Origin of the sequence: Streptomyces oryzae (genome assembly GCF_017676365.1) — a bacterium.
Taxonomy (GTDB): domain Bacteria; phylum Actinomycetota; class Actinomycetes; order Streptomycetales; family Streptomycetaceae; genus Streptomyces; species Streptomyces oryzae.
Map to the genome: position 1 here is coordinate 21,760 of NZ_JADKMA010000011.1, position 13,888 is coordinate 35,647.

A 13,888-nucleotide genomic window follows, 5' to 3' on the forward strand; every position below is an offset into this window, starting at 1 on the left:
TCGCGGTTGTCACCACTCGATCCCCTTCTGCCCCTTCTGGCCCGCGTCCATCGGGTGCTTGACCTTGGACATCTCGGTCACCAGGTCCGCCGCGTCGAGCAGCTGCTGTGGTGCGTTCCGGCCGGTGATCACCACATGCTGGGTACCTGGCCTCTCGCGCAGCACGGCCACCACCTCCTCGACGTCCACCCAGCCCCAGTGCATCGGGTAGGCGAACTCGTCCAGCACCAGCAGCCGGTACGTCTCGGCGGCCAGATCGCGCTTGACCTGCTCCCAGCCCTCCCGGGCCGCCGCCTCGCTGCTCATCTCGCCGTCCTGGACGTTGCGCTGGATCCACGACCAGCCCTCGCCCATCTTGTGCCAGGTCACACTGCCGCCCTCGCCGGAGTCGCCGAGCACCTTGAGCGCCCGCTCCTCGCCGACCTTCCACTTGGCGGACTTGACGAACTGGAACACCCCGATCGGCCACCCCTGGTTCCATGCGCGCAGCGCCAGCCCGAACGCGGCCGTCGACTTGCCCTTGCCGATGCCCGTATGGACCGCGACCAGCGGCCTGTTGCGCCGCTGGCGCGTGGTGAGGCCGTCCTGTGGTACGACGCTCGGCTGTCCCTTCGGCATTACGCCGCCCTCCCTGCGCGCCCTGCGCTGCGTGAGCCGGTTGTCCTGCGGTTACGTGAGTCGGTTGTCGTGCGGACGAGTTCGGTCACCGCGTCAGCGCGCAGCTCGTCCAGCGTGACGGCGCTGCCGCCCAGTTCGGCCGCCAGCTCCCGGGCCAGCCCGAGCCGCACGTGCCCCGCCTCGCAGTCCACGACCACCGAAGCGGTACCGTCGGCGGCCAGCAGCCGCGCCGCCTGCCGGGCCCGCACCAGCGGCTCCGGGCCGCCCGTCGCGCGCCCGTCCGTCACGGTGACCAGCAGCGGCCGCCGCGCCGGGTCCCGCAGCCGCTCGACCCGCAGCACCTCACGGGCCCGCAACAGCCCCGCCGCCAGCGGAGTACGCCCACCGGTGGGCAGCGACTCCAGCCGCGCCGCCGCCGCGTCCACCGAAGACGTGGGCGGCAGCGCCACCTCGGCGTCGCCGCGCCGGAACGTCACCATGCCCACCTTGTCCCGCCGCTGATACGCGTCCAGCAGCAGCGACAGCACCGCACCCTTGACCGCGCCCATCCGCTGCCGCGCCGCCATCGATCCCGAGGCGTCCACCACGAACAGCACCAGATTGCCCTCGCGGCCCTCCCGCACGGCCTCCCGCAGATCGTCCCTGCGCACCACCAGCCCGCTGCCACGGCGGCCGCGCGCGTGCTGGTGCGGAGCCGCCGCCTGCACGGTGGCCGCCAGATGCAGCTTGTCCAGCGCCCCCTGCGGGCGGCGCGCCCCCGTGGTGCGGCCGTGCGCCGTCCGGGCCCGCGAGCGCCGCCCGGCCGCGCCCTCGCCGAGCCCGGGAACGGTCAGCGTGCGCGCCTTGAACGGCTCACCGGCGGGCGCTGCGGCCTGCTGAGGGGGAGCGGGGGCGCCGGGGTCGGGCTCGCCGCCGGTGGTGTCCTGGGCGGACGGCGGCTGTGCGGCCTGCTCCGAGCGCTCGGGCCCGGCCTGCTCGGGCACGGACGGCTCGGCCTGCTCGGGCCGCGCTTCGTCCTGCGGAGCGCCCTGCGGAGGCAGCCCGCCGCCTCCCTCGGGGCCACCGCCCGGACCGCCGTCGTCGGGCCCGTCGTCGTCCGGACCCTCAGGCTCCGGGCCGCCCTCGTCCTGCCCGGCGTTCTCCTCCAGCGTCCGGTCCAGCTTGTCCTCGTCGAGGCCCGGGGCGTCGAAGGGATTGCGGCGCCGCCGGTGCGGGAGGGCCAGCAGCGCGGCCTGCCGCACGTCCGCCGACTCCACCTCCGTACGTCCCGCCCAGGCGGCCATCGCCGTCGCCGTGCGGGCCATCACCAGATCGGCGCGCATGCCGTCCACCTCGAACGCCGCGCAGGTGGCGGCGATCTGCCTCAGTGCCGCGTCACCGAGCCGCACCCGGGGCAGCAGTTCGCGCGCCGCCGCGATCTGCTCGCGCAACTCCCGCTCGTCCGCCGCCCAGCGTGCCGCGAAGCCCTCCGGGTCGTCGTCGTACGCCAGCCGCCGCCGTACGACCTCCACCCGCTCGTCCGTCTCGCGGGAGGCCGCCACCTCGACCGTCAGCCCGAACCGGTCGAGCAACTGCGGGCGCAGCTCGCCCTCTTCCGGGTTCATCGTGCCGACCAGCAGGAATCGCGAGGCGTGCCGTACGGAGACGCCTTCGCGCTCCACATAGGAGGCGCCCATGGCGGCGGCGTCCAGCAACAGGTCGATCAGATGGTCATGGAGGAGATTGACTTCGTCCACGTACAGGATTCCGCGATGCGCGTCCGCCAGCAGTCCGGGCTCGAACGCTTTCACGCCCTCCGACAGCGCCCGTTCGATGTCGAGCGCTCCGACAAGCCGGTCTTCGGAGGCGCCGACGGGCAGCTCCACCATGCGCGCCGGGCGGGACTCGGCAGCGCCGGTGTCCTCGTGCGGGCCGTCCGGGCACGCGGGGTCGGGCGCTGCGGGGTCACAGGAGAAACGGCAGCCGGGCACCACGTTCACGCCGGGCAGCAGCGCGGTGAGCGCCCTGACCGCAGTGCTCTTCGCCGTGCCTTTCTCGCCCCGCACCAGGACGCCGCCGATGGCGGGGGAGACCGCGTTGAGCAGCAGGGAGAGCTGGAGGTCCGCCTGGCCGACGAGAGCGGTGAAGGGATAGGGGGTGGTCACGCGTCACTCCTTCGAGTGGCTTGGATCAGTGAGGGCTGCGAACTGTGAGCCGGTCACAGCGGCGCCCCCGGTGGTACGAACGGCAGCCCCTCGGGCACCCCGTCCTCGATGAGCCGCAGCAGGGCCGCCGTGTCCGCGTGCTCCTCGATCAGGTCGCCCAGCCGGTCGAGCTGTTCCTCGCGCAGTGCGGCGAACCGGGTGTCGGGCGCCGGCACGAAGGCGCGGCCCGCGTCGGCGGCGACCCGGCGCAGGAAGGCGCGGCGGAAGCCGTCCGACTCCAGCGAGCCGTGCCAGTGGGTGCCCCAGACGGTGCCGACCCGGCAGCCGTCCAGCGCGGCGCCCTCGGGGCCGGTCAGGAACGGCTCGCCGCCGGCCACATCGGCCACCCCGTGGTGGATCTCGTAGCCCTCGACCGGCTCGCCCAGCGCGAGCCCATGCGGGCGTGCCAGCGTCTTGTCCCGGGCGAACCGCACCCGCACCGGCAGCAGTCCGAGTCCGTCCACCACGCCCGCACGCGACTCCACCTCGTCCTCGATGCGCTCGCCCAGCAGCTGATAGCCGCCGCAGACACCCAGCACGGGCCGCCCCTCGGCCGCCCGCCGCTCCAGCGCACCGTCCAGGCCCCGTGCGCGTATCCACTCCAGGGCCTTGACCGTCCCGCGGGTGCCGGGCACCACCACCAGGTCGGCGTCGGCCAGCTCCTCCGGGCGGTCGCAGAACCGCACCACCACACCGGGCTCGGCGGCCAGCGCGTCCACATCGGTGAAGTTGGACATCAGCGGCACCGGCAGCACCGCGACGCGCAGCACGTCGGCACCGTGCGGCGGCGCGACGGCGGACTCCCGCACCGTGCCGCGCAGCGAGACCCGGAGCCCGTCCTCCTCGTCGATGCCCAGCCCGTGCCGGTACGGCAGTACGCCGAGCGTGGGCCGCCCGGTCAGGTCGCGCAGCATCTCCAGCCCCGGCTCCAGCAGCGTGACGTCGCCGCGGAACTTGTTCACCATGTAGCCCGCGAGCAGCGCCTGGTCCTCGGGCGCCAGCAGCGCCGTCGTACCGAAGAGCGAGGCGAAAACCCCGCCCCTGTCGATGTCGCCGACCACCAGCACCGGCAGCCGGCAGGCGCGCGCCAGCCCCATGTTGACGATGTCGCTGCGCCGCAGGTTGATCTCGGCGGGGCTGCCCGCGCCCTCGCAGATCACCGCGTCATGGGTGCGCCGCAGCTCCTCCAGACAGCCCGCGACGGTCTCCAGCAACTCCTCACGCCGCCCGTACCGCACGCCCCCCTCGGAGTCGTCCGTGTGGCGGCCGAAGTAGCCCCGTGCCGACATCTCGCCGACCGCCTTGCCCAGCAGTACGACCTGGCTGGTGCGGTCGCTGCCCGGCTTCAGCAGCACCGGATTCATCAGCGCGCTCGGCTCGACCCGCGCGGCAGCCGCCTGCATGGCCTGTGCGCGGCCGATCTCCGCGCCGTCGAGCGTGACGAACGAGTTCAGCGACATGTTCTGCGCCTTGAACGGCGCCACCCGCAGCCCCTTGCGGGCCAGCCAGCGGCAGATGCCCGCTGTCACCACGCTCTTCCCGGCGTCCGAGGTCGTCCCCGCGACCAGCAGTCCGCCTCCAGTACGCGAGCTCACCGCACCCCTCCCTCACCGCGGCCCCGCCCGAAACGGCGTACTGCCGTACCCACCAGACAGCTTGTGGCCAGCGCCAGAAGTCCTACCCGGCGCGACAGCCGCACAGCACGCTGGATGTCCGCCGTGCGGACCGCCCGTCCGTCCGCGTTGAGGACGGGCCGGTGCTCCACCCGCCCGCCGTACGAGAGCGTCCCGCCCAGCCGCACCCCGAGCGCGCCGGCGAACGACGCCTCCACAGGGCCCGCGTTGGGGCTGGGATGGCGGTGTGCGTCGGCCCGCCAGGCCCCCACGGCACCGCGCGGGTCAGGACCGGCGAGCGCGGCCAGTACGGCGGTCAGCCGGGCACCCGGCCAGCCCGCCACATCGTCCAGCCGCGCTGCGGCCCAGCCGAACCTGAGGTGGCGCGGGGAGGTGTGGCCGACCATCGCGTCCAGCGTGTTGACCGCACGGAAGCCCACCAGCCCGGGAACGCCCGCCAGTGCGCCCCAAACCAGCGCCCCCACCACGGCGTCCGAGGTGTTCTCCGCCACCGACTCGACCACCGCGCGGGCCACCGCCGGGGCGTCCAGCCGCTGCGGGTCCCGCCCGCACAGCGCGGGCAGCCGTTCGCGCGCCAGCTCCAGGTCCCCCGCCTCCAGCGCGGCACCCACGGCCCGCGCCTCGCGGGTCAGCGACGTACCGCCGAGCACGGCCCACGCGGCGACGGCGGTCAGCGCGATGCCGGATACCGGTGAACGCCCCTCGGCGCGCGAGGGGTTGCGCCCGGCGCTCGCCATCTGCAGCGCGCAGGCGGCGGCAACGGCACCTCCGGCGCAGAGGACAACGTAGAGCGCCCCCGCGCCCCGGTGGTCGCGCCACATCCGGCGCTCCAGTGCTGCGGCGGCCCGCCCGAAGGCGGCGACCGGGTGGCCCCGTCGCGGATCACCGAGCAGCGCGTCGGCGGCGAACCCCAGCAGAGTGCCGCGGACATGGACGTCCCGGGCCCGCATCAGATCAGGGGTCCGACGGCAACACGCAGAGCGGCAGCGGCAGCGGCAGCAGGTACAGGTATGGCGGCAGGGCCACGCATGGCGGTGTCCTCACTCAGGGTCCTCGCCCTGGCTCGACTCGACCGGCGGCGGGAGTCTCCTGGCTCCCGGATCCACACCGCCCCCCGCCTTCCAGCCCGCCCGGGCCGTGGCTTCGTTGGGGGAGGCGCTCCCCGGTGACAGTGGCGGGACCGCGCCGGATTCGCACCGGCTTCCTCCCCATGCCGCCGTTTGGCACCTGGCAGTCCACCACGTCCCACCTGCACAGAGCAACTCGCCCCCAAAGGGACGCGGGCCGTGCCCCGAAGGGGCGCGGGGAACTGCGCGCCGAGCCACAACCGACCCGCGGCCCGCGAACAGCAGCCAGGGGCACCCTCTATCCGCAACAGCAACAGCAACAGCAACGCAGCGCGGCACCGCAAACAAACCGAAGGCCCGGGGGCGCAAGCCCCCGGGCCCAGGCGGCGGCGTAAAACGCCCACCGCAAGCAACTACGCCGCGATCAAATAGATCCCGTACGCCACCGCGGCCAGACACACCGCGTAACACGCATACGCACCAGTTCGGGCGAGCGCCGAAGGCGCGGAGCCCGCCGCACGGGGTGAGCCGGCGACGATGCCCAGGGTGAAGACGCCGACGAGTCCCACCGTCGCCACCAGGCTGACGCCGAAGACCTGGCCGAGCGCGGCCCAGTCGATGTCCATGCGGTTTCCCTTCTGCCTAGCTGAGGCTGCTCGCCGAAGCGGCGCGGCCGGTCGAATGGGCGGTCGGATGCGAAGCCGAATGCGAAGCCGCCTCCGCCCCTGCCGTCTCCTCGGCGGAGCCCCCGGCCCCGGCGCTCACCCCGGCCGGCGGCGGAGGCGGGGAGACGGCCCGGATCGCGGTGGTGACCACCCCTGCGGGCTCGGACTCCGGCTCCCGCCCGGGAGCCGGCTCCGCTGCGGGGCTCGGGATACCCGCCGCCTCCGGAGCCGCGGCGGGCTCGACCTCGTTGACGTTGGTGTGGTCCACCGGCGCCCGCCGCGAGCGGAGCCAGATGGCGCCGCAGAGGGCGAGGGTGAGCACGGCGACCGTGGTCACGCCCCAGTTGCCCTGCTGGGCCAGCAGCGCGGCACCGGCCGCGACCCCGCCGGCCGCGGGGAGGGTCAGCGCCCAGCCGGCGACCATTCGGCCCGCCGTACCCCACCGCACGACGCCGCCCTTGCGGCCCAGCCCCGAGCCCATCACGGAGCCGGAGCACACATGCGTCGTGGAGAGGGAGAAGCCGATGTGCGAGGAGGCCAGGATGGTGGCCGCCGCGCTGGTCTGGGCCGCGAAGCCCTGCGGGGGCTGGATGTCGGTGATGCCCTTGCCCATCGTGCGGATGATGCGCCAGCCGCCGAGGTAGGTGCCGAGTGCGATGGCGAGTCCGGCCGAGGCGATCACCCACACTGGCGGGTCGGAGCCGGGCGCCAGGGCGCCACCGGTGACCAGGGCGAGCGTGATGACACCCATGGTCTTCTGCGCGTCGTTGGTGCCGTGCGCCAGGGAGACGAGCGCGGCGGAGGTGATCTGCCCGGCGCGGTAGCCCTTGGCGGTCCGCTCCTCGTCGGCGTTCCGGGTGACCCGGTAGGTCAGCCGCGTGGCGCACATGGCGGCGATACCGGCGACCAGGGGCGCGGCGAGCGCCGGGATGAGCACCTTCATGACGACGACGTCGCCGTTGACCGCGCCCGTGCCGACGGCGGCGAGGGTCGCGCCGATCAGTCCGCCCATCAGCGCGTGGGAGGAGCTGGAGGGGAGTCCGGCGAGCCAGGTCAGCAGGTTCCAGATGATCGCGCCCACCAGCCCGGCGAAGATCACTTCGGGCTGGATACCGGAACCTTCATCGATGATCCCCGAGGAGATGGTCTTGGCCACCTCTATGGACAGGAAAGCCCCGAGGAGGTTGAGGACCGCGGACATGGCCACCGCCGCCCGAGGAGCCAGTGCCCCGGTGGAGATGGTTGTGGCCATGGCGTTGGCCGTGTCGTGGAAGCCGTTCGTGAAGTCGAACACCAAGGCCGTGACGATCACGATCCCGATGAGAAGCGTGATGTGTTCCATTCACCAGGCACAATCAGTTCGAGGGGCAGTGACGTCGTGAACGTAAGGACGGCGAGTGAACGGAAGGTGAACTGGGGCGGGCATCGAAGTGTCGCCCCCTCACACCTGTTGTGTGGGCCAGATCACACCGTAGGTCCGAGGGCTCGGCGCAGCCAAACAGGACGCGGCCAACGCACCAACACGAGGTGTCCCCGCGGCCGGTCCGACGCAACCGCAGCGCCAACGCCACTGCGGCCGGCCGATTGCCGGGCCGGTCACCGCGCGGTTACCGCCCGGGCCCGGCTGCCGCATCGCCCGTCCGCCGGTCACGGCTCCGCCGGGCGGGTGTCACCCTCCCGGCCCGCCCCGCTGGTTTCGCCCCTCCGATCGCGTCAACCTGACAAGGATGCGTCTGCGATTCGCGGCACTGGCCGCCACCTCCGTGCTCGGCACCGGCGTGGCCACCCTGGCGGCCGGACGGTACGCCGCCGACGCCGCGCTGCGCCCGCCGCGCCCACGGAACGACGGCGGCAGCAGGACCACAGCCGGGTTCGAGGGCACCCGGCTGACCGTGCACTCGCACGACGAGGGCCGGATCGCCGTCACCCGCTCGCTGGCCGCCCGGCTGCCCGGCGTCTACGGGCTGACCGGCCGCGGTACGCACGCCGTCGTAGGGCAGGTGCTGGAGGAGGAGACGGCCGCCCAGCCGCGACCGTACGCCGTCGTACGGGAGCTGCGCCGTATCGACAGGGGCCGGCTCAGCGCGGGCGCCACCGTCCGCCTCACCCCGCAGGTGTACGTCGGCAACCCCGGCGAAGCCCTCGGCGCCGAGTACGCCGACGTGGAGATCCCCGGTGAACTCGGCCCGCTGCCCGCCTGGTTCGTGCCAGGCGACCGCAATGCCTGGGTCATCACCGTGCACGGCCTCGGCGCCACCCGCGAGCATCCGCTGACGCTGCTCCCGTTCTACCGGCGCCACAGCATCCCGGTGCTCGACATCGCCTACCGGGGCGACGCCGGCGCGCCCCCGCCGCTCGACGGCATCGGCCACCTGGGCAACTCCGAATGGCGCGACCTGGACGCCGCCATCCGCTACGCCGTCCAGCACGGCGCCCAGCGGGTGATTCTGCACGGCTGGTCCAGCGGCGCCACCATGGCCCTGCACGCCGCCGCCAACTCCCCGCTGCGGGACCGGGTGGCCGGGCTGGTGCTGGACTCGCCGGTGCTCGACTGGTGGCGCACGGTGCGGGCGCTGGCCCTCTCGCGGGGCACTCCGCGTGCGCTGCTGCCGCTGGTGGTCCGCGCCGTCCAGGGCCGGGCCGGGCTGCCGGAGGGGCGGGACGCCGCGCTGGTCGACCCCGCGAAGCTGACCGTGCCCGCACTGCTGCTGCACGGGCCTGCGGACACCATCGCCCCCTGGGAGAGCTCCCGGGCGCTGGCCGCGCACCGCCCGAAGCTCATCTCCCTGCACGAGATCCCGCACGCCCCGCACGCCGCCATGTGGAACGCCGACCCGCACGGCTACGAGGAGAAGCTGCGCCGCTTCCTCACCCCTTTCATGTGAGGCCATGTCACGCTGAGCCCCCTTCAAGCGCCCGCGTACGCCCGGCGGGAGAAGGTGAACGACCGGAAACGGCACCCCAGGTTTGGGTTTCAACGGCACAGCATGAAGACTGCTCCTGTGACGACGTCCCGTACCCCGGGGGACAACCGGCTCCGCCTCGTTCCCCGACAGCCCGTCGCCGCCGCCCGGCGCACTGTGACGACCAGGCGCTCCGCCAGGACGCCACCGCCCCCGGACGGTGTGCTGCCCCGCGACCAGCTCGCCCGGCATGCGCGTGCCTGCCTCGCAGACGCCGTGCGCGTGGCCCGCTGGGCGGACGGGACCGGCCGCTCCCCGCAGCCGGGGCCCGAGGCGGAACGGGCGGCCGAAGCGCTGCGGATGACCGTCCCGCTGGTGCGTACGCACTGGGACCGCGCCAAGCTGGCCGGTCTGATCGAACTCCACGGGGACACCGCCCGCGCCGGCTGGCGGCTGCGCGCCTGGGACCGCGACGACAGCGCCGTGCTGCGCGGCTGGGTGGCCCTCTTCGACGCCTGGTCGCTGGCACACCCCGCGCCGCTGGCACACGAGCAGAGCCTGGTAGCGGAGATCGTCGAGGCGGTGCCGCAGTTCCTGTCCGTGATGCACCTCTCCGGCGGGCCCGTCACCTTCTCCCTGCTGCACGACCTGCTCGAGCAGCGCATCGCCGAGCTGCGGGCCGAACGGGACGCCGGCCAGGGTGCGACCAGCCGCGCGATGGTCGGCGTCGCCCTGGCCGGGCTGCTGGACTGGGCGCTGGACGGGCTCTCCGCCGTAGGGGCGCTCACCCGCTGCCCGGACGAGGAGCCCGCCGGGGAGACCGGCGTGCGGCAGGGCTCCGCCGTCCTCACCCCGCTGGGCAACTGGGCGGTGTGGACCAAGCTGGAGCAGATCTGTGTTGCCGCGCAGAGCCCGGCCGGGAACATCGAGCAGTCAGCCGAGGAGATGCTGCGCGGCTGTGCCCGGATGACCCCGGGCCCGGCCCGCGACGAGTACCGCGCCTGGCTCGCCGCGCGCCCCACCGGGCCTGCGGTCACCGAGCTGCTGGAGGCGGCCCGGGGTGAGGACGCGCTGATCCGGGGGCTGGCCTTCGAGGCGCTGCGGGTGGTGGGAGCGCCCGCCGAGGACGCCGTACAGCAGGCCGCCGAGGAGCCCACGCTGCGGCCGTACGCACTGCTGTGGCTGGCCGAGCAGGCGGGCACGGACCCGGAGGACCTGGCGGGCGGCGCCCCCGGCGTGCTCACCCGGCAGGAGGCGACCTGGCTGTGGGTGGACACCGCCGCCGCCGTCACCGACCACGGCGAGGAGCGGCTGCTGGTCGACCACCTGGGCACCGCCGTACAGGGCTCGGTGCCCAAGCTGCTGGAGGACATCCGCGCCACCGGCCACCCGCGTACCGTCCAGGTGCTCGTCGCGCTCGCCGCAGCCCATCCGGACCCCGCGCTGGCCAAGGCCGTACGCCGGGCCGCCTTCCAGGTGCACACCGGCGGGCAGTGAGCTGCACCTCCGCGGCAGGGGCCGGGGTGTCCCCGCGGCCGCGGGCGCGGGCCGGGTCGAGCGTCCGGCCGCATGCCGGAAAAGCGTTTGCACGCCGCCGGTAGACTGGCCCTCATGCCTCATCTCCTCGTGCATTAGGCGTGCGTACGCCGCTTCCGCACCTCTGCCGTACGCACGTCCACAGTCCTGCCTTGGAGTTCTCCAGTGATCACCGCAACCGGTCTCGAGCTGCGCGCCGGAGCCCGTGTCCTCATCGAGTCGGCCACCTTCCGCGTCGCCAAGGGCGACCGCATCGGCCTGGTGGGCCGCAACGGCGCCGGCAAGACCACGCTCACCAAGTGCCTCGCGGGCGAGGGCACGCCCACCGCCGGCACCATCACCAGCAGCGGTGAGGTCGGCTACCTCCCACAGGACCCGCGCACCGGCGACCTCGACGTGCTCGCCCGCGACCGCATCCTCTCCGCCCGCGAGCTGGACGTGGTGCTGCGCAAGATGCAGGAGAACGAGGAGCGCATCGCCAACGGCAAGGGCGCCACGCGCGAGAAGGCGATGAAGAAGTACGAGCGCCTGGAGACGGAGTTCCTCACCAAGGGCGGCTACGCGGCCGAGGCGGAGGCCGCCACCATCGCCGCCAGCCTGGGCCTGCCCGACCGGGTGCTCGGCCAGCCGCTGCACACCCTCTCCGGCGGCCAGCGGCGCCGCGTCGAGCTGGCCCGCATCCTCTTCTCGGACGCCGACATCCTGCTGCTCGACGAGCCGACCAACCACCTGGACGCCGACTCGGTGGTCTGGCTGCGCGACTTCCTCAAGACCTACCGCGGCGGTCTCATCGTCATCTCCCACGACGTCGATCTCGTGGAGACGGTGGTCAACAAGGTGTTCTGTCTGGACGCCAACCGGTCGGCCATCGACATCTACAACATGGGCTGGAAGCAGTACCTCACCCAGCGCGAGGACGACGAGAAGCGGCGCCGCCGGGAGCGCGCCAACGCGGAGAAGAAAGCGGCCGCGCTCAACTCGCAGGCCGACAAGATGCGCGCCAAGGCCACCAAGGCGGTGGCCGCCAAGAACATGGCGCGCCGCGCCGAGAAGCTGCTGTCCGGGCTGGAGGGGGAGCGCCAGGCCGACAAGGTCGCCAAGCTCCGCTTCCCCGATCCGGCACCCTGCGGCAAGACGCCCCTGATGGCCGAGGACCTGTCCAAGTCCTACGGCTCGCTGGAGATCTTCACTGGCGTCGACCTGGCCATCGACCGCGGCTCCCGCGTCGTCATCCTCGGCCTCAACGGCGCGGGCAAGACGACGCTGCTGCGGCTGCTGGCCGGGATCGAGAAGCCCGACACCGGCAAGGTCGTCCCGGGCCACGGCCTCAAGCTCGGCTATTACGCGCAGGAGCACGAGACGCTGGATGCGGACCGCACGGTGCTGGAGAACATGCGCTCGGCGGCGCCCGACATGGACCTGGTCGACATCCGCAAGACGCTGGGCTCCTTCCTCTTCTCCGGCGACGACGTGGACAAGCCGGCAGGGGTGCTCTCCGGCGGTGAGAAGACCCGGCTGGCGCTGGCCACCCTCGTGGTCTCCTCGGCCAATGTGCTGCTGCTGGACGAGCCGACCAACAACCTCGACCCGGCCAGCCGCGAGGAGATCCTGGGCGCCCTGCACACCTTCACCGGGGCCGTCGTGCTGGTCACCCACGATGAGGGCGCCGTCGAGGCCCTCCAGCCGGAGCGCATCATCATGCTGCCCGACGGGGTCGAGGACCTGTGGGGCGAGGAGTACGCGGACCTCGTCGCCCTTGCTTGATCCATCTCGGATGGATCATTCGGCCGACGGTTGATCCTTCATCTGAGTGAGTGCGGCTCGTACCCCGGCGCGGCCACGCGACGGCGCCGGGTCGGCATGGCAGCAGCCGCCAACGGGTCGTTGTCCGCTCCATGGACACGGCGCTGACCTGCGGATTTTCCCACCGTTCCGGCTCGGAACGAGTCGTGCACGTGCATCTGCATGCGGCCGGAATCGATTGCTGCGCGGCAACCGTGGCGTGCACAAGTTCGCAAGCTGCTCATGAAGACCTTGCCGAATGGGTGGCCAGATGTGGGGGGAGGGGTGATCATGAGAGTCACAGAGCGCACTTCCCATGAGGAGGCACGGGTGGCCGAGACTCTGAAGAAGGGCAGCCGGGTGACCGGCGCCGCGCGCGAAAAGCTCGCGGCAGACCTCAAGAAAAAGTACGACTCCGGAGCGAGCATCAGGGCGCTGGCCGAAGAGACGGGCCGTTCCTACGGGTTTGTGCACCGGATGCTCAGCGAGTCGGGTGTGACCCTGCGCGGACGCGGCGGAGCGACACGGGGCAAGAAGTCGAGCTCCTCCTGAGGAGGCTTTCGGGCGTTCCCTCCGGTGGTTACTCTTCGGTTGGACATACTGCTGAGTAACCACCGGAGGAACCTCGATGACCCTGCTCAACCAGGACGGCGTGCACGTCGCCGCCGACGGTGAGGTGGCCACGGTCACCCTCACCAATCCGGCCAGGCGCAATGCGCAGACGCCCGCCATGTGGCGGGCACTGGCCGAGGCGGGACGCGTGCTGCCGGGGTCGGTCCGGGTCGTCGTGCTGCGCGGCGAAGGCAAGTCCTTCTCCGCGGGCCTCGACCGGCAGGCGTTCGAGCCCGAGGGCTTCGAGGGCGAGCGGTCCTTCCTGGAACTCGCCCGCGACACCGACGAGGAGCTGGACGCCGCCATCGCGGAGTACCAGCAGGCGTTCACCTGGTGGCGCCGCCCGGACGTGATCAGCGTCGCCGCGGTCCAGGGGCACGCCATCGGCGCCGGATTCCAGCTCGCACTCGCCTGCGATCTGCGGGTGTGCGCGCAGGACGTGCAGTTCGCCATGCGGGAGACCAGCCTCGGACTGGTCCCCGACCTGACCGGCACCCATCCGCTGGTGGGCCTGGTCGGCTATGCGCGGGCCCTGGAGATCTGCGCCACCGGCCGCTTCGTGCACGCCGAGGAGGCCGAGCGGGTCGGGCTCGCCAATCTGGTGGTCGCCGCCGAGGAACTTGACGCCGCGGTCACCGATTTGACCGCGGCGCTGTTGGCTGCGCCGCGTGATGCGGTGATCGAGACGAAGGCGCTGCTCGCCGGTGCGGGGTCGCGTACGTACGAGGAACAGCGGGCCGCGGAACGGGCCGCTCAGGCTCGGCGCCTCCGCGATTTGGCGGGGCTCGCCGACTGAGGGTTGCCCGCGCATTTTGGGTGCCCCGTAATGAGGGTCGCGCTTGCCAGCCCTGCGCTTTGGGGGTACCCCCTGCTCGAAGAGCTTGGAGG

Annotated in this window: 11 protein-coding genes and 1 riboswitch; of the genes, 5 read left to right on the forward strand and 6 right to left on the reverse strand. The window is 73.0% G+C overall.

All coding sequences use genetic code 11. The features are described from left to right. Positions 1-9: 9 nt before the first annotated feature. The 6 genes from cobO to ITI46_RS03920 form a co-directional block, all read right to left on the reverse strand. Positions 10-618 carry a cob(I)yrinic acid a,c-diamide adenosyltransferase gene (gene cobO / locus ITI46_RS03895; RefSeq protein WP_209237945.1) on the reverse strand — a complete coding sequence of 203 codons (609 nt, stop codon included), beginning with the start codon at positions 616-618 and terminating at the stop codon, positions 10-12. Then, positions 618-2,762, reverse strand: coding sequence for a putative cobaltochelatase (locus tag ITI46_RS03900; RefSeq protein WP_209237946.1), 2,145 nt, complete (start codon positions 2,760-2,762; stop codon positions 618-620). Before ITI46_RS03900 ends, cobO begins: the two co-directional genes overlap by 1 nt. Before the next feature lie 53 nt (positions 2,763-2,815). Beyond that, positions 2,816-4,396: a cobyric acid synthase gene (locus ITI46_RS03905; protein ID WP_209237947.1), complete on the reverse strand. Its 1,581-nt coding sequence runs from the start codon at positions 4,394-4,396 to the stop codon at positions 2,816-2,818. Continuing rightward, positions 4,393-5,385, reverse strand: a complete 993-nt coding sequence (locus ITI46_RS03910) for a cobalamin biosynthesis protein (RefSeq protein ID WP_209237948.1) — start codon at positions 5,383-5,385, stop codon at positions 4,393-4,395. The genes ITI46_RS03905 and ITI46_RS03910 overlap by 4 nt, the downstream gene beginning before the upstream one ends. A gap of 133 nt (positions 5,386-5,518) precedes the next feature. Further along, positions 5,519-5,641, reverse strand: a riboswitch (cobalamin riboswitch). A gap of 274 nt (positions 5,642-5,915) precedes the next feature. After that, a complete protein-coding gene (locus ITI46_RS03915; RefSeq protein WP_209237949.1) occupies positions 5,916-6,128 on the reverse strand; it encodes a hypothetical protein in 213 nt (70 codons plus the stop codon). Positions 6,129-6,144: 16 nt separating this feature from the next. Then, the gene (locus ITI46_RS03920; protein WP_209237950.1) at positions 6,145-7,509 is read right to left on the reverse strand and encodes an inorganic phosphate transporter; all 1,365 of its coding nucleotides are present in this window, start codon (positions 7,507-7,509) and stop codon (positions 6,145-6,147) included. A 385-nt stretch (positions 7,510-7,894) separates the two neighbouring features. On the opposite strand from ITI46_RS03920, the gene ITI46_RS03925 reads away from it, so the two are divergent. From ITI46_RS03925 to ITI46_RS03945, 5 genes are all read left to right on the forward strand, one after another. After that, positions 7,895-9,052: an alpha/beta hydrolase family protein gene (locus ITI46_RS03925; protein ID WP_209237951.1), complete on the forward strand. Its 1,158-nt coding sequence runs from the start codon at positions 7,895-7,897 to the stop codon at positions 9,050-9,052. Positions 9,053-9,292: 240 nt separating this feature from the next. Next, on the forward strand, positions 9,293-10,567 hold the full coding sequence (locus ITI46_RS03930) for a hypothetical protein (RefSeq protein ID WP_209237984.1): 1,275 nt from the start codon (positions 9,293-9,295) through the stop codon (positions 10,565-10,567). A 204-nt stretch (positions 10,568-10,771) separates the two neighbouring features. Next, entirely contained in the window at positions 10,772-12,370 is a 1,599-nt protein-coding gene (locus ITI46_RS03935; RefSeq protein ID WP_209237952.1) for an ABC-F family ATP-binding cassette domain-containing protein, read from the forward strand. A 348-nt stretch (positions 12,371-12,718) separates the two neighbouring features. Then, positions 12,719-12,940 (forward strand): helix-turn-helix domain-containing protein, encoded by a 222-nt coding sequence (locus ITI46_RS03940; protein WP_019358282.1) that lies wholly within the window; start codon positions 12,719-12,721, stop codon positions 12,938-12,940. Between the two features lie 76 nt (positions 12,941-13,016). Then, a complete protein-coding gene (locus tag ITI46_RS03945) occupies positions 13,017-13,796 on the forward strand; it encodes an enoyl-CoA hydratase/isomerase family protein (RefSeq protein ID WP_209237953.1) in 780 nt (259 codons plus the stop codon). Positions 13,797-13,888: the final 92 nt, after the last annotated feature.

Coding starts and splice junctions, on each gene's coding strand:
- ITI46_RS03945 (WP_209237953.1), top strand. CDS start 13,017: ATGACCCTGCTCAACCAGGACGGCGTGCACGTCGCCGCCGACGGTGAG.
- ITI46_RS03920 (WP_209237950.1), bottom strand. CDS start 7,509: ATGGAACACATCACGCTTCTCATCGGGATCGTGATCGTCACGGCCTTG.
- cobO (WP_209237945.1), bottom strand. CDS start 618: ATGCCGAAGGGACAGCCGAGCGTCGTACCACAGGACGGCCTCACCACG.
- ITI46_RS03910 (WP_209237948.1), bottom strand. CDS start 5,385: ATGCGGGCCCGGGACGTCCATGTCCGCGGCACTCTGCTGGGGTTCGCC.
- ITI46_RS03925 (WP_209237951.1), top strand. CDS start 7,895: ATGCGTCTGCGATTCGCGGCACTGGCCGCCACCTCCGTGCTCGGCACC.
- ITI46_RS03915 (WP_209237949.1), bottom strand. CDS start 6,128: ATGGACATCGACTGGGCCGCGCTCGGCCAGGTCTTCGGCGTCAGCCTG.